We start from the raw sequence: 22,088 nt of genomic DNA on the forward strand, positions 1-22,088 counted from the left end.
TAAATTCGGAGGCTTTGGCTAGTCTAAGTAGTAGTTAAAGCCCCAGAAATGGGAGGCTCTCTTGAGCAAAACCATATGCCTACACAGAGAGCGATATCAGCTTGTAACTGCCCAATTGAAAGTAGAATGCAAAGCTACCCGGTATCAATCTATCTAAGGCGGTATGGGTGACGGCTAATAAGGAACGCCTGCGTCGCGTTTCCTCCTTAGTTTACAGACGCAAGGTTTCCACGCTCCCAGAGATTTTTAGATGAAAGCTAATAGCTAATAGCTAATAGATAAAATGACGAGTGAACTGCTACAACAAGTAAGGGTTATCGACCCTATTTCTGGAACTGACCGCATCACTGATGTGTTAATTGATGGTGGCGCGATCGCGATTGTTGCTGATAATATTTCTGATTTGCCCAGTGATACCCACATCAAGGATTGTCACGGTTTAGTTCTGGGACCGGGATTGGTGGATTTATACAGCCACTCTGGGGAACCAGGGTTTGAAGAAAGAGAAAGTCTCTTGTCCCTGATGCAAGCTGCGGCGGCTGGGGGATTTACAAGAATTAATCTACTACCCGATACCTCCCCAGCCATTGATAACCCTTCTGTAGTGGCAAAGTTGTTGCAAAAAAGCAGAATGGCAACGGATGGAAGAATAAACTCCTTTGCTCTTCCCCTCCTTAATGTGTGGGGTGCAATCACAAAGGAGTCTGCTGGCAAGCAAATGACAGAATTAGCAGATTTGGCAGCAGCAGGAGTGGTTGGTTTTACTGATGGTCAGCCTTGGCAGAATTTTGCCCTTGTGCGACGGGTGTTGGAATATCTCCAACCTTTGCACCAACCAGTCGCATTTTCGTGCTGTAACTTGGAGTTGAAAGGAAATGGTGTAGTGCGGGAAGGTTTAGATGCAATCCGCTTGGGGTTACCTTTTGTACCTGCAAGTGCTGAAACCTCTGCTATTGCAGCTTTACTGGAATTAACTGCAGCTACAGGCGTACCCATACATATTATGCGTGTTTCTACTGAGCGTAGCGTTGAGCTTATAGCCTCAGCAAAAGCCAGAGGTGTACCCGTTTCTGCTAGTACAACTTGGATGCATCTTTTATTAGATACACAAGCAGTTAAAAGCTACAACACAAGTCTTCGCTTAGAACCACCTTTAGGGAATCCCAAAGATGTAACAGCGTTGCGCCAAGGAGTAAGAACAAATGTCATAGATGCCATAGCCATTGACCACTCGCCTTATACCTATGAAGAAAAAACCGTTGCCTTTGCTGAAGCCCCACCAGGGGCGATTGGCTTTGAACTGGCTTTACCCTTTCTGTGGCAGCATTTAGTGGAAACAGGAGAATTTACAGCATTAGAATTGTGGGCAGCTTTAAGTACTCGTCCAGCAGATTGCTTGCAACAAAAACCAAGTGCAATCGCACCAGGACAACCAGTAGAAATGTCTTTATTCGACCCCCTGCAAAACTGGAAAGTTGACAAGCAAAATCTTTATACGCTTTCAACTAATACGCCTTGGTTGGGACAACAAGTTCAAGGTCGGATTGTCAGAACTTGGTGTTAATAGTTAGTGTTAAGAGAATGTAGAGACATTACTTACAACGTCTCTACAAAGGGATCGATAGGCAAAGTTTTTTCTTTGAGCAGGATTAAATATTGATTAGCAAAAAACTGTATTTACCTTGCTCAACTCAAACCAAGTGCGATCGCCAATAACTCCATCTACAGGCAATCCAGTACGCTTTTGCAAAGATTTTACCGCTGTTTCTGTTCCATTACCAAAGTCGCCATCAATAGCACCACTGTAATCGCCCGCGATCGCCAGTCTCTCCTGAACTTGCTTAACCAATTCTCCCTTGCTACCTTTTTTTAGAACAGGCATATCAACGGGTGCGCCTTTGAAAAGCGCCTGCCAAGTTTTATTGCCGACCACTCCATCTTCTTTGAGAAAAACTTTTCCTTGAAAGAAAATAACTGCATTTTTTGTCTTAGAACCAAATACGCCGTCAATAACTTCTTCACCAGGAAATACACAAGCACCATCGGGTCCAAGGGATACAAAAGCACCATATTGCAATAACAGCTTTTGTAGTTCTTTTACAGCATCACCTTTAGAACCTTCTTTTAGAACAGGCTTATTCAGTTGAGCAGAAGCGGTCACTTGATTATCAACAGTCATTGTTATTCCTTAATGTATTTCTATCCTCAAAATCACTGTTGAATTAACTCATTCCGCAAGAACATTTATAAAGAAATTCTTAATTTGAAGAATTCCCCAAATAACAGCTTCGAGTTCTTTATATCTATGTGCTGGCGCACACGCTTTGCTATCGCAGTTTAAAAATTCAATAACTTTGCTGTTAGCTTTGGTTCCACAAGTGTATTCGCGCACAGGATGCCAGAAGCCGCTACAGCTGGTACACCAATTCCGGGCATGGTACTATCACCTACACGATACAAACCCTGTATTGGCGTGTGGGGTCCCGGAAACATCCCCTTACCCGCTTCAATAGCTGGACCGTAGGTTCCACGATACCTTCGCACGTAATAAGCATGGGTTAAAGGCGTACCAATCAGTTCCAACACAATACGCTCTCTAATATCTGGGATAATTCGCTCCAAGGCACGATATAAAGTTTGTGCTTTCTCCTGCTTCTTTTGTTCGTAACCATCATTTCGCTCCCACCCGGTAAAAGGTTCCAAGGTGTAGGCGTGGACAACATGATGCCCTTCTGGGGCTAAAGTTCGATCCCAAACACTAGGAATTGATATCATACAGGTATTTCCCGGTACTGTAATATCCTTGCTAGCATCGCGAACAACAACATGATGCCCCGTTAAATTTTCCAACCCACTGGCTCGAATACCTAAGTGTAAATGCATAAAGCTATCAACAGTCGGTGTATTCAAAGCTGCTTTGAGGAAAGCAGGAGGTAAATCCTCAGGTCGCAACAGACGATCGTATGTGTCCCAAAGACTGGCATTGGAAATAACCACTGGTGCTTTCAGAGTTTCACCCGTTTTCAAACGTACACCGATAGCCTTAGTTAGAGACGCGTCATGGCGCGTCTCTACAAGAATTTGTTCAACATGATGACCTAGTAATAACTGACCACCCCAGCGTTCCAATCCCCGCACCAAAGCTTTGACAATTGCCCCACTTCCTCCCACAGGATACTCAACGCTACCGCAGGAACGTTCACCCAACATAAAAGCGACCTCTGGGACAATAGTGCCATGTGCTTTTAAACCGGATAACAAAAAACATTCCAAATCGATTAACTGTCTTACCCAGGAGTCTTTGATTGTTTCATCAATCACATTGCCTACAGACCCTTGCACAATGTGCAAAATTGGTAGCATTTTTAACAGTGATGGCAAGTAACGCACAATCAATAGGGGAACTAACTGCCAATCAGCCCTTAAAGCCAAGGTAGGAATACCTTTCATCGCCTCATACAAAGGCAACAAGCGTTCTTCAAAGCGCTTCCATTCTCTAGCACCTTGAAGCGTATTTTTAGCTATTTCCTTACAATAACGTTCAGCGTTACTATACACAGGAAAAGTACAATTTGGGAAGTGATAATGCCCGAGGGGGTCGTAACCTACAGTTTGTAAAGATTCGCCTAAAGCGTCAAGAACCTGTTTCACAGGATTTAAACTCTTGTCCCCGGTCAGACCACAGTAGAATGACGGGCCGGAATCAAATTCAAACCCCCGTCGTTTAAAGCTATGAGCAGCACCTCCTGGAACTGTATGACTTTCGCAAACTACGACCCGCTTACCGTAACGAGCAAGTAATGCAGCAGCAGTTAACCCACCAATACCACTACCAATGACTATGACATCAATATTTTGCATTTTTGTTATTTGTCCAGTGTCATTTGTCCAGTGTCCCTTGTCATTGGTCTTTTTTCAAATATCTAATGACTCTTGGCTTTTGACTCTTAATTTTTGACTTTTGACTTTTAACTAATGAGTGAACCATTGATCGAACTAAGAGGCGTTTCCAAGTCTTTTGGTAATAATAAGGTTTTAGATAACGTGGATTTGAAAATTTACCCAGGAGAAGCTTTGGGAATCATAGGTCCTAGCGGTACTGGTAAATCGACAATTTTACGAGTGATTGCTGGGTTGCTTCCTCCTGATGCTGGAGAAATCTATATTAAAGGAGTACGACGAGAGGGGTTAATTGAGGATGGCGCAGATCCAGTTGGTATCAGTATGGTTTTTCAGCAAGCAGCCTTGTTTGATTCTTTGACTGTAGAGGAGAATGTGGGGTTTCGGCTCTATCAAACCACAAAATTACCCCGTAACCGCATTCAAAAACTAGTTCGTGAAAAATTGGAAATGGTTGGGTTGGCGGACACAGCAGACCGCTATCCTGCAGAACTTTCTGGAGGTATGCGAAAACGGGTGAGTTTTGCCCGTGCTATTATGTCTAATCCCGATAACTCTAGAGACACTCCAGAAGTTTTACTGTACGATGAACCAACAGCCGGGCTCGATCCCATCGCTTCCACGGTGATAGAAGATTTAATCCGGCAGTTGCAATGTACACAAGGAGTCTGTAGCACTTACGCAATTGTCACCCACCAAGACAGCACTATTCGTCGCACGGCTGACAAGCTCGTGTTTCTCTATCACGGCAAAGTGCAATGGCAAGGTACAGTCGCTGAATTAGATATCACAGACAATCCTTTAATTAGACAATTTATGAGTGGCAGCGTTACTGGACCAATTCACGTTGTCGGCTAGAACAATTTTGGATTTTGGATTTTGGATTTTGGATTGAACACAAATTTAACATCTAAAATCTGTACATGAGGAGAAGAAAATGCGATCGCGAACATTTCGAGAAGGTTCTGTAGGATTGTTGCTCTTGCTGGGATTGGGGATGTTTGGGATAGTTATTCTATGGTTGAATAGAGTGACGGCGGCTCGCAATTCTTACAAAGCTATAGTTGAATTTGCCAATGCTGGTGGGATGCAACAAGGCGCACTGGTCAGGTATCGTGGTGTTGAGGTAGGTAGAATTTCAGGTATTAGACCGGGACCGAATAACGTTGATGTACAAATTGAAATTGTTAATGCCAACCTCATAATTCCCAGTGACGTGAAAGTTGAAGCTAATCAGACCGGGCTAATTAGCGAGAACGTTATTGACATCACACCAAGATCGCAGTTCCCCTTGGGCAATGTTGCCAAACCCTTAGATAAAAATTGCAATCCCCAGTTGATTGTTTGTAATGGTTCTCGGTTAAAAGGTCAAATAGGTATTAGTACAGATGAACTGATTCGCGCTACTACACAACTCACCACTGTATACTCTAACCCAGAATTTTATAGTAACGTTAATAAAGCTGTAGAAAACACTGCATTAGCGGCAGCCAATGTTGCTGAATTAACTCGAAACTTCAATATTCTGAGCAAAAGCTTACAACAACAAGTAAACAGCCTTTCGACAACTACTAGAACAGTTCAACAATCAGCAACTCTACTCACGGCATCAACCACTAGAACCTTAAATCAAATCAGCCGCACAGCCAATCAATTTGGTGGTACTGCTGGTGAATTTGGTGGTACCGCAAAGGAAATTCGTTTAACTGTCAATCAAGTGAATAAACTGGTTAACAACCTCGATACTCTGCTGACGAACAACCGTTCTTCGCTTGTTGCAGCATTAGATAATCTCAGCGCCACCAGTACCCAACTGCGACAGACAGTGAGCAGTCTATCACCGACTGTCAATCGCGTTACACAAGGTCAATTACTGCAAAACTTAGAAACTCTCTCGGTAAATGCCGCACAAGCCTCTGCTAATTTACGTGATGTTAGCAATGCCTTAAACAATCCTAATAATGTGTTGGTATTGCAACAAACCCTAGATTCTGCACGAGTGACATTTGAGAATACCCAGAAGATTACCTCTGATTTGGATGAATTGACTGGAGATCCTGCTTTTCGACAAAATCTCCGACAACTTGTTAATGGTTTGAGCAGTTTGGTATCTTCCACACAGCAGATGCAGCAGCAAGTGGAGGTCGCAAGTACCATAAACTCGGTCAAAGCAGCTATTCACGATATCAATGCTGCAACTTCCCCCAAAAGCACAAATCCACTGCATCCTAAGTTTGACATATCATCTACTGTCGATAAAAGCACGGACAAAAGATCCCTACCAACATCAGTTATCTTGACTTCTCCTACCTCAAAAACAGATGGGCAGCAGATTGTATTTAGTCAGGTTTTACCTACATCTGTGACAATCTCTACTCAAGAACCTCAACCAGTGACCACTTCCATCAATCTCCCTTCATCTCAAGAAAATCTCTTGAAACAACTCAGGCAACACCGTGAGGAACGGGAGAAGGGGGAGTAGGAAGTGGGGGTGCAGGGGGCAGGGGAAGCAAGGAACAAGGAAGAATAACTAAGGACTAAGGACTAAAAACTAATTCCAATCTTCTTCTTCCCGTTTGCCGCGACTCTTGTATATGCCTCCCTGGCTATGAATCAGGCGCGTTTTCTCAAACAGTTCTTCTTCTGTCAAACCCCATTGCTGTAAAATTTGGTTTAGAGCCCGTTGAATGTCTCTTGCACCAGGAAAGCCTTGATAGCGTATCCGCAATCTCGCTAATTCTGCTAAATTATAATCAGTTGCCCCTTGAGTTAATAGGGTCTCAACGATGGGGCGATCGCGATTGTATAGAGGATGCTGTTGATCTTTACTTTCCGTGCTCATAAAATTTGGATTAAGAATTGTTACTAGTTTGTAGTTAGTAGTGACTTGTTGAAAAACTACTACTGTACGGAGGGATTACTTAAGGATACTCTGACTACTACACAACTGAACTAGTGAGTTAAACCCTTGCCAACTAAGCGCTAACGCTGACGGCTAACACACCTTAACTCTTACGGGTCTCACTACTGTCAGTCACCTTTGAAGAAAGATACATTGTTATTAAGTAAAGTAAACAAATGTTCAGGTAAGGGTGAATCAAATCACCCGAAGCCCAAGCAGCAAGGGAGCAAGTACCCGCTATGTTTGAACACTTCACATCTGAAGCTATTAAAGTCATTATGCTAGCCCAGGAAGAGGCGCGTCGCCTGGGACACAACTTCGTAGGCACGGAGCAAATTCTCCTGGGTTTGATTGGAGAAGGAACAGGGATTGCTGCCAAAGTGCTGACCGACTTGGGCGTTACCCTCAAGGACGCACGTCGCGAAGTAGAAAGAATTATTGGTCGGGGTTCTGGCTTTGTCCCCCCGGAAATTCCCTTTACCCCCAAGGTGAAAAGCCTGTTTGAGCAAGCGTTTAAAGAAGCTCGCAGCCTGGGGCATAACTATATCAGTACCGAACACTTACTCCTAGGTTTGACCGAAGCAGGTGAAGGTGTCGCGGCTAAAGTCCTGCAAAATCTTGGGCAAGAGCTACAAGGCATTCGCACCGCAGTGATTCGTAGTTTAGGTGAAACTGCATCTGTTTCCGGACATCGTAGTGGTGGTAGCGGTCAACGACGCAACCAAACTCTCACGTTAGGAGAATTTGGTAAAAATCTTACCAAGCTCGCCAAAGAAGGCAAGCTCGATCCGGTTGTTGGTCGTGAGAAGGAAATTGAACGCGCAGTTCAAATACTTGGTCGGCGCACTAAGAACAATCCGGTGTTGATTGGGGAACCAGGAGTAGGTAAAACTTACTTGTAATACCACTGATAACAAACTCCATTTAAAAGGCAAGGCTATGTATTACAAAGCCTGTCTCTTCTATTGTGGCTTGTCCAATGTGCTACCACCAGCCCTAAAATCCCAAAGTTTGTAATTGGTAGTTACTCACTTAATTACTAATAATTATGAATGACAAATAACTCACGAGCAGAGCTATTACAACCTTGGATTTTGAGCAAAATGTTCCAGCAGCAAGCGATGGATGAAGATATAACCCCCACCAACTTTTTGTAAAAAGATACGTTCGGTAGCATAATCAAGAAAACGGGCATAATTCCAAGGAATACAACCATGAAAGTAGAGAATAATCCGTAAAATTAAGTGTTTTACACAAGCTTCGCCACCGCCGGCTGCAACTCCAAACAATAAACCAAAAATTCCCCAAACTAAAATCCGCCAGCGCAATACGATCGCAGCTAAGCCCAGTAGTAAAAATCCTATTAAACCAAAAACAATTGCATTTTTGGCAGATTGCCTAATTCCTTGATTGGGAACAGACAGGGTTTGGATACCAGGACCAGTCAACCCACGAATGAGAACATAAATCAATCCCAAACAAAAACCAAAAACTATACCACGTATCCATCCAGAAATGGGTAAATTGACTATATAATTTACAAAGCTTTGTATGTCTAATGATATATATAACGTCGCAGCAGTTAGCTTTAATAGCACGCCAAAAACCAGACCCCAAATCATCCCAACAATTAAACTGTTGCTGGCATTTTTCCAAGACCATTTTAAAGTTTCCACAGGATGAATGCGGTCAAATCCAAAAATCAACCAAAAAAATACTGTTGTGAAACTCAATGCTAATAAAACTCGATTAATAGGTATTAATAATAATCCTATCTGCAAACCAAGTAATATAAAAATAAACAAAACGTTAATAATATAAAGGCGTTTTTGCCAATGATTTTGAAACCAGCTAGGCTGCATACGTTCGATTAAAAATACTGTTTGGGATTGTGTTTTTAATCTTTGCGCCAGCCAACTCAACCAGGAAATAACTTGCTCATTAGAATAAAGTCTTCTTGACATCCGACGGTCAAGCATTCTTTGAATATACTTATCAAATAAATGTCGGCGGCGTTCTTCCAAACTCATTCCCGGTAAATCTGTCATTGACATACCTTGATAAGCAAGGGTCATAATGCTCAGTAGCAAGGGTGATTTGGCTAACTCTTGAATTGTTGTATCCCCTTGGAGTGCAGTTTGTACTGCACCAAGTTCGGAACCTGCATTTCGTAAATATTGGTGAATTTGTTCTAAAGTGAGTGGTTGGATAAAAATAGCACCTTGAAAATGGAAACGATTGGATAATAGTTCATAATCCTTGATACGACTGCAAACGACGATTTCTGTTTCTCCATATTCCCGACAAAATTTATTAATCGCTTCCACACAAATATCTCGCCGCTCAGCCGAGACTTCATCTAAGCCATCTAATAATAGCAGTAATTGTTGATTTTTAATCCAAGTTTTACCAATTTCTTTTGACACTTGATACTTGGTATTAAGTTCTCGCACCAGCCAATCAGCAATTGTTATCTTTTCATTTGTCCATGCAGAAAGGTTAAAGATAACTGGAATTGGTTGGTTGATGTCTAGTTCGACTTCGTTAAGTAAATCGCGAGCAAGTTCTAGAAGTGTTGTTGTTTTACCAGAACCGGGTTCGCCTAAAATTAAAAGCGATCGCCCAGCACCCATCTGTTGAAATAAATCAATTATTCTAGTACTCTTTGGGATAGGTTGTCTTGCTTGTGCAGCAGTTTCCCACAGCATACCCCAAGGTCGATCTAAAGCATCAAAGCGATTTTCCAAACCTAGTTCAATTAAGGCTACTCCATGTAAGGAAGTTTCTAAAACTCCTTTTACCCAGTAATTTCTGACTTTGTTAAGTAATATTTGGCGGTTGCGATACTCCTGATTGTTTTCAGGAATCTTTGCGATCGGTGTTTTTCTAGGGGGGATGAGGGGCTGGGGATGAGCAATTGGGGATGGGGAATTGTAGTTCAATCTTTCGTTATTGGCTGTAGGTTCTCCAGTTCCTAGAAGGATTCTATCTTGTGGAGATAAATCAGCTAACATAGTTTTGGCATTCGGATAGCGATCGCGTGGATGAGATTGAATTGCACGCTCCAAAACATCTGCTAAGTAGTTGTTGATATTAACTTCTGAACGCCAAATGATTTCACCCGTTGCAAGATTTGTTTGCCAATCTTGGGGACGCTTACCTGTTAGCAAATAAATTCCTGTCAACGCCAAACTATATAAATCGCTAGAATAAACTGGTTTACCTGCGGCTTGTTCTGGCGGCATAAAACCTGGAGTTCCAACTACAATGGAGCTAGTTATTTCCCCTTGAGAATCCACTACAGTCGTCATCATTTCCTTAGCAATACCCAAATCAATTAAAACAGGTTTACCATCTTGTTTTCGACAGATAATGTTACCGGGCTTGATATCCCGGTGAATAATGCCTTTGGTATGGATATAATCCAAAACTGGTAGAAGACTTACCAGTAATTTTCTAACTAAAGTTTCGCTAAAAAGCCCTTCCTGTTGAACTTTTTGACTTAAGGTAAAACCGTCAACCCATTCCTGAACTAAGTAAAAATGCTCATTCTCTGTAAAATAAGCATACAGTCTGGGTATTTGTTCGTGTCCTTCACCCAGTTCCTCTAAAATTGCTGCTTCTCTACCAAAGCGTTGTTGAATCAGTTGATAAACTTGGGGATTGTGCGTCACAGGTTTGAGTTGCTTGATGACACAGATACGACGGGAAGGCAAATAGGTATCTTCCGCCAGAAAAGTGTCGCCAAACCCACCCCCTCCCAACGCACGAATAATGTGATAGCGATTGTTGAGTAGCGTTGGAGCCATCTAGTTAGTACTTAGAGAATATTATGTAATTTATAAAACATTGGAAAGAGAACTTTAGACAAGGGTGCGCCCCTATAAAACTTATCAGTCATCTTAACAGGCAAAATAATAATGTACTAAATGCTGAGTCTGGGATTAACATTCAACATTTTAGGCGATCGCAATCACACACGATCGCAATTTTATGTGCATCATTCAACATTTTCAGTATGAACAATGCTTTCAGATTTTCTAGTTAAAATCACACAAAATTTTGGGAACAATAATTTACAAAAGAGAAAAACAACTATATGAACGGTAGCGGCAATGGTCACACTCGTTGGTTATAAAATTACAGAGCAAATCTATTCAGGTAGCAGCACTCTAGTTTATCGAGGAATCAGAGAAAAGAACCACACACAAGTTGTGATTAAACTGTTGCGTCAGGAATATCCTACCTTCAACGATTTGGTGCAATTCCGCAATCAATACACAATTGCCAAAAACCTCAATATGAATGGTGTTGTCAAGCTCTATAGCCTAGAACCCTATAAAAACGGCTATGTTCTAGTTATGTAAGACTTTGGGGGAATTTCTCTCAAAGAGTACATTGCCTCGCATTTCCTATCCCTACTCGATTTTCTCGAAATTGCCTTGCAAATAGTTGCTACCTTAGAAGGACTATACCGCAACCGAGTGATTCATAAGGATATTAAACCCGCTAATATCCTGATTAACCCCAATAACAAACAAGTCAAACTCATTGATTTTAGCAACGCTTCCCTGTTGCCAAAAGAAACGCAAGTGCCCACAAGCCCCAACCTTTTGGAAGGGACTTTGGCGTATCTTTCTCCAGAACAAACCGGACGGATGAACCGCTTAATTGATTGGCGTAGCGATTTTTACTCTTTAGGAGTTACCTTCTTTGAATTGCTTACCGGGCAGCTACCCTTTGAATCAGACGATCCTACAGAGTTAGTTTACTATCATATTGCCAAGCAACCTCCACAAGTTCATAGTATTAATTTAGATATTCCGCCCATTATTTCTGAAATTATTAGCAAGTTGATGGCGAAAAATGCTGAAGATCGCTATCAAAGTGCTTTGGGATTGAAACACGATTTAGAAATTTGCTGGGAAGTCCTACAAGCCACAGGAAAAATTGAGCCATTTGCGTTAGGACAACGAGATATTTGCGATCGCTTCCAAATTCCAGACAAACTTTATGGTAGGCAAGCAGAAGTAGAAACCTTACTTGCTGCCTTTGAGCGCGTGGCAAGGGGAAATACCGAAATGATGTTAGTGGCGGGATTCTCTGGTATTGGTAAAACTGCCGTTATCAATGAAATTCACAAACCAATAGTACGGCAGAGAGGTTACTTCCTCAAAGGAAAATACGATCAATTTCAGCGGGACATACCATTCTTGGCATTTGTGCAAGCTTTTCGCGATTTAATGGGGCAATTGCTGAGTGAAAGCGATGCCCGACTGCGGATGTGGAAAACTCAAATTATAGAAGTATTGGGAGAAAATGCTCAGGTTATCGTTGAAGTTATCCCCGAATTAGAAAAAATCATTGGCAAACAACCTCCAGCCACCGTACTTTCAGGAAGTGCGGTACAAAATCGGTTTAATTTGCTGTTTCAGAAATTCATCCACATTTTTACTACACCAGAACACCCTTTGGTAATGTTTCTGGATGACTTACAATGGGCAGATTTTGCATCTTTGAAGTTAATACAATTGTTGATGAGTGAAGTAGAAAGCCAATATTTGCTTTTGATTGGGGCTTATCGAGATAATGAAGTGTCAGCAGTACATCCATTAATGCTAACTTTGGATGAAATTCGTCAAACTCAAGCCAAGATTAACACAATTACGCTAGAACCCCTCAATTCTTGCGAGCTAAACTATCTCATTGCTGACACCCTTATTTGTTCCCCAGAATTAGCTTTACCCCTGACTGCATTGGTATTTCAGAAAACAAAAGGAAACCCTTTCTTTGCCACTCAGTTTCTTAAATCGCTTTATGAAGATGCTCTGATTAACTTTAATTTAAATCTTGGTTATTGGCAGTGTGACATTGCACAAGTGAAGGAATTATCTTTAACAGATGATGTTGTAGAGTTTATGGCAATCCAGTTACAAAAATTGCCAGCTACCACTCAAGATGTGTTAAAGCTTGCTGCTTGTATTGGAAACCAATTTAACTTGGCAACTCTGTCTGTCATCTATGAAACCTCTCAAACAGAGACAGCAACTCATTTGTGGAAAGCATTGCAAGAAAGCTTTATTATCCCACAAAGTGAAATCTACAAGTTTTTTCAAGATGAGTCAAAAGTCAATAGTCAAGAGTATCTTGGCTCTAAGGCAGAGAATTTCAACGCTGGACTTTTGACTGTTAATTATAAATTTCTCCACGATCGCGTGCAGCAAGCAGCCTATTCTCTGATTCCTGAAGAACAGAAACAATCTACTCATCTTAAAATTGGAAGATTACTATTCAGTCACATCCCAAAAGAGGAATTAGAAGAAAAAATTTTTGAAATTATTAATCAGTTAAATATTGGGGTAGATTGGATTGAGCGTCAGGTTGAGAAAGATGAACTGGCTCAGTTGAATTTGCTTGCCGGACAGAAAGCAAAAGCTTCCACTGCTTATGCCGCTGCTACTAAATATTTAGCAATAGGTAGAGAACTTTTGGCAGCAGATAGCTGGCTAAATAACTATAACTTGACATTAGCTTTGTATGAGACAGCAGCAGAAGCTGCTTACTTAAGTGGTGACTTTGAGCAAGCTGAGAGGCTAATTGAGATTATTCTTAAACAAGCCAAAACTCTTTTGGAAAAAATCGAAACCTATGAAATAAAAATTCAGATGTACGCAGCTCAAAATCAGATGCAGAATGCGCTAAGTACAGGGTTACAAATTTTGGATATGCTTGGGATTTCCCTCATACAAAACCCACCAATTCATCTCACTATTAAAGAATTTTACAATCTTCCAGAAATGACCGATCCTCATAAGCTGGCAGCTATGAATATTTTAACACAGATTGAAGCACCTGCTTATCACGCCAATCCTGGAATCTTACCATTTATAGCATTTACAATGGTTCATTTAAGTATCAATAATGGCAATTCGCCACCTGCATCATTTGGTTATGGAATCTACGGTGTAGTTCTCTGTATTATAGGTGATTATGAGTCTGGCTATCAGTTTGGACAGCTGGCTTTGGAAATGTCGAATAAATTTGATAATAAAGACTTCAAAAATAAAGTTTATAACCTCTTTAACTGTTTTATCCGACATTGGAAAGAGAATGCCAGTAAAACAATAGAACCTTTCCGCGAAATTGTAAAGATTGCCTTGGAAACAGGGGACTTGGAATACGCAAGTTATGCGTCATTTAACTATTGCCACAATATCTTTTTAATTGGGAAGCCTTTGGACTATGTCAATCAACAGCTAGAGCAATATCTTGGATTATTGCGAAAGATGAAACAAGAATTTCAGTTACAAGCAACGCAAATCTGGGGACAACTCGTGTTGAATTTAATAGGTGAAGCCTTAGAGATTCAGCAGCTTAGGGGTAAAAGGTTTGATGAGACAAATATTCTCTCCAATCCCCAACAGACAAATCCTATGTTGCTGTTTTCAATTTATTTCGCTAAAAGTTTGGTGGCATATTTGTTTGGAGATTATGCAGCAGCATCTAAAAATGCTTCTATGGCGGAAAAATACGAACAAGCAATGTCTGTGTTGTTTCCAGTTACCCAAAATCCTTTTTACTATTCCTTGGCTCTCCTAGCTCAGTGTTCCCCTATTGAAAGCATTGAGTGTTCCCAAACCAAGCAAAAAACCGAAGAAAATCTGAAAAAGGTAGCCATTAACCAGGAAAAAATGAAGGTGTGGGCTGAAAATGCCCCAATGAATTTTCAGCATAAGTACGATCTTGTAGAAGCAGAAAAAGCGCGAGTTTTAGAACAAAATTGGCAAGCAGCAGAGCTTTACGATCGCGCTATTGCTGGAGCGCAGGAAAACAAATACCTCCATGAAGAAGCCCTCGCCAACGAACTTGCTGCCACATTCTATATGAATGCGGGCAAGGAAAAAATTGCTAAAACCTATATGCTTGATGCTTACTATGCTTATTCTCTCTGGGGAGCTAAAGCCAAAGTTGAAGACTTAGAAAAACGTTACACTAAATTTCTCAATCCCATCTTACAACGGGAGAAAATTCGCCTTAATCCTACTGAAACAATCACTGGTAGGGTTAATACTTGTTTATCTCACCCTAGCAATAACATAAGTCTCACTTCCAGTATCACAGACATTTCAGATGCTCTAGATTTAGCAAGTGTTATCAAAGCATCACAAGCACTTTCTAGTGAAATGCAATTGGAGAAGCTATTTTCCACATTAATACAGGTAGTGATGAAGAATGCTGGCTCTGAAAAATTTGTTCTGATTTTGCTCAAAAAAAATCGCTTGTTTATAGAAGCAAGTCAAAAATTTCAACAGCCACCAATCGTTATGCAATCTATTCCCTTCGAGTCCAGCCCAGAGGTTCCTGCTAACCTCATAAACTACGTCAAGAACACCATAGAAACATTGGTGATGGACGATCCAAAAACTCAGACTTTGCTCGCTTCCGATCCATATATTATTGACAACCAGCCAAAAAGTCTACTTTGCACACCCATCCTCAATCAAGGTAAATTAATTGGCATTCTTTATTTAGAAAATCCTTTCACTAAAGGCGTATTTACTAGTGATAGAATTCAAGTTATCAATCTCCTATGTTCCCAAGTTGCCATTTCCTTAGAAAATGCACGCCTTTATCAACAGTCTCAAGAGCACGCTCAACAACTAAAACGCTCTTTGGAAGACCTAAAACAAATGCAATTACAACTCGTGCAAAGTGAAAAAATGTCTGCTTTAGGTAATTTAGTTGCAGGTATTGCTCACGAAATCAATAATCCTGTGGGTTTCATTGCAGGTAATATTCAACCTGCTGTTGACTACGTTAAAGATGTGTTCGCTCTACTCGATCTCTATCAAAAGAAATTTCCCGACCCAGGTTGTGAAATTGAAGAAGAAATAGAAACTATTGATTTGGAATATGTACGTCAAGACTTACCTAAACTGTTGTCTTCTATGACAAAAGGCGTACAACGCATTCGCGATATCAGTCAGAGTTTAAGAACTTTTTCACGAGCGGATACGGAAAACAAAACTCTCTTCAATATTCATGAAGGTATTGATAGCGCAATTTTAATTCTCAAACATCGATTGAAAGCATCAGAAACTTACCCAGCAATTGAAGTTATTAAAAACTACGGGAATTTACCCCTTGTTCAATGTTTTCCCGGACAACTCAATCAAGTCTTTATGAATTTGTTAGCAAATGCTATTGACGCAATTGAAGAGTCATTAGCCACTCAGAGTCTGACTAATGATAAAGAACAAAAAACCAGCCCTCAAATTTGCATTACTACAAGGGTGACAGAAGATAGAAAAAGTATCGCGATTTGGATTCAAGATAATGGCGTGGGAATGACCCAGGAGGTGAAAGAGAAGATTTTTGAACATTTATTTACCACAAAGCCTGTGGGTAAAGGTACGGGATTGGGATTATCTATCGTCCACCAAATTATTGTGGAAAAACATGGAGGGACTATAAATATAAATTCAACATGGGGACAAGGTGCAGAGTTTCGGATTGAAATTCCCCTACAATCTGTATGAAATGAAGTAAAAACACAAATCCAAGAGCGCGATCTGTCGCTATGCTGAGCGCGAAGCTATCGCACGAACAATCAACGTTTGAGAAATACTTACTCAAAAATTCCAAGATTGTCGCCAATACCCACATTATCGAAAGCTGTAGCGATCGCGTTAAGTTTCTCGACTTTGGCTAGATCTCGACGAAATAAAGTTCTTGCTACTTGCTGAATAGCACGGCGGCTATCACTAAAAACAGATTGCTCGGACAACTGCCTTAAAGCTAGATAGAAAAGTTTAGATCCACTAGAAGCGTCAAAGAGGTAGTTACCTTGAGCGTCTTGGGAACTTAGTAAATAGTAAGCTGCTTTATTATGAATACCACTGTTATAGTGGACGCCGCCGCAATCATCATCATCAGGGAAAGAGCGGTAATCATCCATGTGTTCCGGCTGACCATAGCAACCAGGCACCCTTAAATTGCGTATTGCTCTGCCATCCTCACCAAAACCACTTCCTATCTCCCAATTCCAAGTTGCAATATCACTGTTTTCAAAATTAGCAACCAAAACGCCAAAAATATCTGCGTAGGACTCATCTAATGCTCCTGATTGTCCACAGTATTCAAACTCTACAATTTGATAGCTTAATCCGTGGAAAAACTCGTGAGCAACTAGATCTGGGGATGTTGCAAAGGAACGTAGTTGTTCGTTAATAATGCACTGTCCAAAAATTGCCTGTTTTTGCTTATCAAGCCAAGCGGCGTTTCTCCATTCTGTTTGACCGGGATTTTCAACACAATTAATACTAGAAGTATATTGTGCTGTTGTTCCATTAGGTAATTCGTGCTGAAGTACATCTCTAATGAAGCTTGCTACTCTCCTAACATTGTCACGAGCATCGACACATTGTTTTATACAATGACTATTAATTGCAAGCTGACCGGGAAGAAAGTACATCTCATGCCTATAACTGCGAAACTCAAAGTTGTAGCTATATACGTTGAGTCCGTTGTTTTCTGTTGGAGCTAGCTGTGGGTTAGAGCTCTGAGGACACCTGGAGAAACTGGGGTTACCAAGGCAATCAAGAATCTCCTCCGGTGTAGACATACAATTACTCTTCCCTCTACCTCATCTTTCTCTTAAGTGTTCTCACACGAGGCAGTTCTAAAACTATCTCTTTAGTATGAGCATCAATTACATAGTCTACCATTTCCATAAGAAATTGGGACTGACTGTATTTCTCACTATCTTTGAAGATAATATCAGTGATATAAACGAGTCGCCAGGACCCCTTCTTTGAGTCGTAATAATAGTAGAGCGTTGGATTGAGGTCTAAATCTGGTAACTTATAACCTTTTTTTCCCTCGATTATGTGCTTGATTTCATCAGGTTTAACTTGAGGAGATGCATTGATCCCATTTGGCTCGCCAATGGCTGAGTTGATTGCCAACAGTTCATTCTGCTCATCAACTTCTACAACAACCTGAGCCCCGTAAACAGGTATATCTCTATACTTTTGGCGAAACTTGACTATGCGCGTGTTTGTAAGATTCAACCATTGAGTATCTATACTTTCAAATTCAGACTGAACAAATTGTGTCTTCGTCTCAACGAAACCCCTTATCGGCTCTGTTGCTAGCAATATCTTTAAGCTCTTCTCGACCTCTTTGAACTGGTGCTTCCACTGATTAGATCCCATTTCCGACAGATGAACTCTCTTTAAGGCAGTAGCAACCGCATCAATACCACGATGCTTAGATACTGCCTTTTCATCTTCGGCATGGTAAGCAAAGGTCTTCATACCACTCCTGTTCATAAGTTGGTAAGATGTCCACTTCCACAGGTCGCGAACTTTTGTACTAGACTTATAGGCTTATATGTCTATGGATATTTTAAACCACATTGTGCAAGATGTACAAAAAAATATATTTTTACTGTTCAAAATATTATGAAAGTGACAACGGCAGTAGTTATTCTTACTCTCAGGGGTTTAAAACTAAAAGAGTGTGTGATGCAAGCGTACAAGCGTTGCGAAATCAGGATTACAACGTGTATTGCAAATCAACAATAAGGGGAAACGAATAAAGTAGAGTCTGGTTTCCTTCAACAGGATTTAGTTGGAACCGACTCGGTCTTGGAAATATTTAACTAGATTGTTGATATATCCTAACCTAAATATAATCTGATAAAATGATTTTTCTGTACATATTGTACAGGCATTTCTCAAGTCTTATAATATTTTGTATAAATCTATACAAAATATTACGGGGTACAGAGGCTTATAAATATGGTTAAACGCAATCAGCAACCCATTAGTAAGAACAGCCTATCAAGCGCAGAATCATTTGAGAGTCAAGATTCACAGACGAGACGGCGTAGCTCTGAGGATCAAGAACGCGATAAGTCTGTTTACAAATATTTGTTAGAATGTTTAACTGATTTAGGGATAAATGAAGGAGAAGAAAACTCAAAACCCAATGAAAGTAGTATAGCAAAGCAATGGGGCCAAACAAATAATCGCATATTTATTAGGCGTGTTCTGCGTTCTGTTCTTCCTAAATACTATGAAAAAAACGAAGGAGACTTGGAGCAACCTGTTCCCGGATTAACTATTGGCAAGTTAGTAGAAATTTTAGCTGCCATTCAAGATTACTGGAATAAAAAAAGGTTAACAACGTCAGAAGCACAAATACCTCGAATTTTAACAAGAAGTGAGAAATTAAGGGCATTTCGTATATTTTATCAATTAAGTTTTGCAGAAAAGGAAAAACTTAATTTTCTATTACATCCAGGAGATTCCTTACTACAGCAACTGTTAGAAATTGTTACAGACACGGTTAAAGGTTTAAAGTATGAGGATATTATCCCCTTCTATAAAGGAGCAATAAATATTTATCATCAATTAAAACAAGCTGAGTCAAGCAACAAACAAGATGTAGAAACAAGGCATGGTGATGAGAAAATTAAACATTATGTTAACAATTTAATTGAAGAGTATTATCAGGGATTAGATTCAAATTTAAAAAACAACAAAATAGATGACTTAGTAAATAAAGTTTATAGAGAAATTAACCGATTAGAACTACAATGTGGTATAAGGCAAGTTAAATCTCTATTGAAAGACACAGCAAATTTAGATGAAAGTATAACAGATCCAGACTTTTTACCTTATGCTTTTATCAAACATTTAACTCGCTCAATTGTAGAAAATGAAATATTAACTGATGAATTTCCTATTAATATCAAACACATTGAAGTAGAGAAAACAAAACCTTTACCATTGTATTTAAAGGATGAAGAGCATAAAAATGGACTTCTCAACCCAGAATTTATAGATGAAAAAGAAGGTAAAGAAGATATTAATGGGTTACAAAAACAATTTGCTTACAAAATAAAAGTACATTTTTATGTAAAAATTACAGATGATTATACTCAAGCTTTTAGAGAAGAAGCTCAAAGTAGTTTTTTTAATAAAAAAGAAAAAAAACTAGAATTCTTTGAGGAAATTACAGGTATTGGTAGCCCGATACATCATATTATTGCAGCAATAAACAAGGTTCTTTTATGGGATATACCAGAGCTTATTGACTATTTTCCAGTAGCTCGTAGTATTGTGAGCCATAATGACTTCTTTGGTAGCCCTAGCTTAGTCTGGTCTTATACTTTAGTCAATCTCTGTAAAAAAGATGATATCGAAAAAGCACTTAAAGAAAATAAAAGCTACGATCGAGTAGCGAGCCATTATGAACCTGCTTATGGAGAGTACTGCGGGTTTGATTTGGTAGAAGTAGCTGCAAAGGCTTCACTCCACGCTAGATTAAGAGCAATTAAACAGACTGGAATCAATCCAGCTAAATATCTGATTCAACTGTGCCATCGTGTTGAAGAATTGAATGCATTCCGAAAAGCTGAAAGCTATTTGAATTTTTATCCATTTTCTTTAAAAGCAATGGAAGCTTACCTTAATCAGACAATTTTTCGCGATAAATATCGTATTGTAAATAATCAGTATGATTTTTTAGAAAAAGATGTAAATAGCCCTTGGAGCACAGTTGCTTATGATGCTCACTTGACAATTGCTGAAGGCTATCTTAAGGAAGGTCTTTATCAAATTGCTAAAAAATATCTAGATGTTCTCAAACCCCATATAGAAAATGCAAAAAAAGGTAAAAACTACTTTTTTAGCGAGCTATTACTAGCAGAGTACGATCTCTGCCAATTTCGTTATCATTACTTAACAGATTTACAGGACGATCCCGATTCTGAAAATCCTCAATTACATCCCGAACGTTCCAGCGCGATTCGAGCCGCAACAGAAAGCTTGCGTTATGCTGAGGAATATTTGAAACAACTTTTGAAAAAATACTATATTATTCGTGCAAGTGCTCAAAGTAATTTTCATCCTTTTTTCTATTTGTTTTCAAGAATATATGCACATCGAGCTAAACTTTACATATTTACATCTTCTTATACAGATCTCCCAAGCCGCAGATTTAATAGTTTTATAGAGCCTCTTCGTCTGCTTGAAAAGGCGCGAATTTATGCTGCTAGAGATGGTAACCCAGCATTATATTCTTCTTGGACTTCTTACCAAAGCTGGTGCTATCTTATGGTTGCTTATTTAGGAAATTACGAGCCAACAACAAATCAAGCATTTAGCCGAGAAGAATGTATTATTTGGGCGAAGAATTTGATAGAAAGTGCTTTAATTTGCTACCAGGAAAATGGAAAATTATGCTATCAACAAATTAAAGATAATGGTGGCAAAATAACTCATAATATGAGAAATAAAAAATACTATGAAAGTTATGGCAATATTCAAATACAAGTTGTACCATTAATTCAAGAGTTAAAAGAAGGTAGTGGAGAAGATCGGAAAATTTATGATGTGGAAAAAAATGTTATCAATATTGATTTTTCTATTTTAAAGAATAATTCCGTGGAAGAAGAACGTTCTATATATTTGTTTGGCACACAATCAAGTATTATACTTTTTGCAATGGGAATGTTAGAATTATGTGATGATGAAAAGAAAGAAAGCTCGCTGGAAGCTCGGATAAAGAAATCGTTCAAAATTTTCACTTATTCTTCCGCGATCGCAGAAGAAGGAAATCGGGAGAGCAAAGATCCTGACGAGGAAAAAATTTACTTGGAAAGAATTTTTACAGAGGGAGATGAATTAGTTCGAGGTTTGTATCCGCACCGTCTGACCCAATTTGCAGATTTAGGTAAAATTTGGGCGGCAACTTGTCAAGTCATTCTAAATTTGTATCACTCAAATAGTGACTGGACAGAAATTGATAAGTTGCTCAAGGATTTGCCTAATAGCCATAAAAAACGCGTTTTACAAAATGCTGGGACACAAAAGCGTTATAATGGACATCTTGAAAGCCACTGCGATCGCCTAGTTGAGTATTTTAAGCAACTTAAAGATAAAAAAATGAATATTACCAATTTAATAGATATTCGTAATAAAGTTGTGAGAGATATTTTTAAGATTATGCGTGGTGAAAGCGATGTAAAACCATAGCAAGATATTTTTTCAGGTAATAATTCAACCTTTGTATCGCATATCCTAATAATTAGTGTATTTCTATACTATTCCGTATAGCGGGCTCGGTTCGTCAGATACCCGACCTTGCAGAAGTTGTCGGGGGATCTTGGATTCTCGTTTCATCGTCTCATAATTATTCTTGATAAACTGACGTTAACCTCCTCTCATGCTCTGCGTCCTCTGTGCCCCCTGCAGTTCAATCATCCAAACCCCCT

At 39.7% G+C, this 22,088-nt stretch carries 10 protein-coding genes and 2 pseudogenes; 6 read left to right on the top strand and 6 right to left on the bottom strand.

Annotated elements, in window-relative coordinates; translation table 11 throughout:
* Positions 1-283: 283 nt before the first annotated feature.
* Complete coding sequence (locus ACYRY3_RS39255; protein ID WP_460207235.1) at positions 284-1,564, top strand: dihydroorotase; 1,281 nt, start codon at positions 284-286, stop codon at positions 1,562-1,564.
* 96 nt (positions 1,565-1,660) lie between these two features.
* Here ACYRY3_RS39255 and ACYRY3_RS39260 read toward each other — a convergent pair whose 3' ends face one another.
* The gene (locus tag ACYRY3_RS39260) at positions 1,661-2,179 is read right to left on the bottom strand and encodes a peptidoglycan-binding domain-containing protein (protein ID WP_460207236.1); all 519 of its coding nucleotides are present in this window, start codon (positions 2,177-2,179) and stop codon (positions 1,661-1,663) included.
* Positions 2,180-2,337: 158 nt separating this feature from the next.
* Entirely contained in the window at positions 2,338-3,861 is a 1,524-nt protein-coding gene (locus ACYRY3_RS39265) for a phytoene desaturase family protein (protein ID WP_460207238.1), read from the bottom strand.
* 114 nt (positions 3,862-3,975) lie between these two features.
* On the opposite strand from ACYRY3_RS39265, the gene ACYRY3_RS39270 reads away from it, so the two are divergent.
* Both ACYRY3_RS39270 and ACYRY3_RS39275 read left to right on the top strand, forming a co-directional pair.
* Complete coding sequence (locus tag ACYRY3_RS39270) at positions 3,976-4,758, top strand: ABC transporter ATP-binding protein (protein ID WP_460207239.1); 783 nt, start codon at positions 3,976-3,978, stop codon at positions 4,756-4,758.
* A 79-nt stretch (positions 4,759-4,837) separates the two neighbouring features.
* Positions 4,838-6,382: an MlaD family protein gene (locus ACYRY3_RS39275; RefSeq protein WP_460207240.1), complete on the top strand. Its 1,545-nt coding sequence runs from the start codon at positions 4,838-4,840 to the stop codon at positions 6,380-6,382.
* Positions 6,383-6,451: 69 nt separating this feature from the next.
* On the opposite strand, the gene ACYRY3_RS39280 is transcribed toward ACYRY3_RS39275, so the two are convergent.
* Complete coding sequence (locus tag ACYRY3_RS39280; RefSeq protein WP_460207241.1) at positions 6,452-6,742, bottom strand: DUF3288 family protein; 291 nt, start codon at positions 6,740-6,742, stop codon at positions 6,452-6,454.
* Between the two features lie 299 nt (positions 6,743-7,041).
* On the opposite strand from ACYRY3_RS39280, the pseudogene ACYRY3_RS39285 reads away from it, so the two are divergent.
* Positions 7,042-7,695, top strand: a pseudogene (locus ACYRY3_RS39285) (Clp protease N-terminal domain-containing protein); the annotation flags it as partial.
* 186 nt (positions 7,696-7,881) lie between these two features.
* Here the strand turns inward: ACYRY3_RS39285 and ACYRY3_RS39290 are convergent.
* Entirely contained in the window at positions 7,882-10,611 is a 2,730-nt protein-coding gene (locus ACYRY3_RS39290; protein ID WP_460207242.1) for a protein kinase domain-containing protein, read from the bottom strand.
* A 306-nt stretch (positions 10,612-10,917) separates the two neighbouring features.
* On the opposite strand from ACYRY3_RS39290, the pseudogene ACYRY3_RS39295 reads away from it, so the two are divergent.
* Positions 10,918-16,341, top strand: a pseudogene (locus ACYRY3_RS39295) (AAA family ATPase).
* 89 nt (positions 16,342-16,430) lie between these two features.
* Here the strand turns inward: ACYRY3_RS39295 and ACYRY3_RS39300 are convergent.
* Together ACYRY3_RS39300 and ACYRY3_RS39305 are read right to left on the bottom strand one after the other, a co-directional pair.
* Positions 16,431-17,426 carry a M4 family metallopeptidase gene (locus ACYRY3_RS39300; RefSeq protein ID WP_460207243.1) on the bottom strand — a complete coding sequence of 332 codons (996 nt, stop codon included), beginning with the start codon at positions 17,424-17,426 and terminating at the stop codon, positions 16,431-16,433.
* A 16-nt stretch (positions 17,427-17,442) separates the two neighbouring features.
* Positions 17,443-18,120: a hypothetical protein gene (locus ACYRY3_RS39305; protein WP_460207244.1), complete on the bottom strand. Its 678-nt coding sequence runs from the start codon at positions 18,118-18,120 to the stop codon at positions 17,443-17,445.
* A gap of 486 nt (positions 18,121-18,606) precedes the next feature.
* Between ACYRY3_RS39305 and ACYRY3_RS39310 the strand changes: the two genes are divergently transcribed.
* Complete coding sequence (locus tag ACYRY3_RS39310; RefSeq protein ID WP_460207245.1) at positions 18,607-21,849, top strand: hypothetical protein; 3,243 nt, start codon at positions 18,607-18,609, stop codon at positions 21,847-21,849.
* Positions 21,850-22,088: the final 239 nt, after the last annotated feature.

This window comes from Scytonema sp. NUACC21 (genome assembly GCF_054684315.1).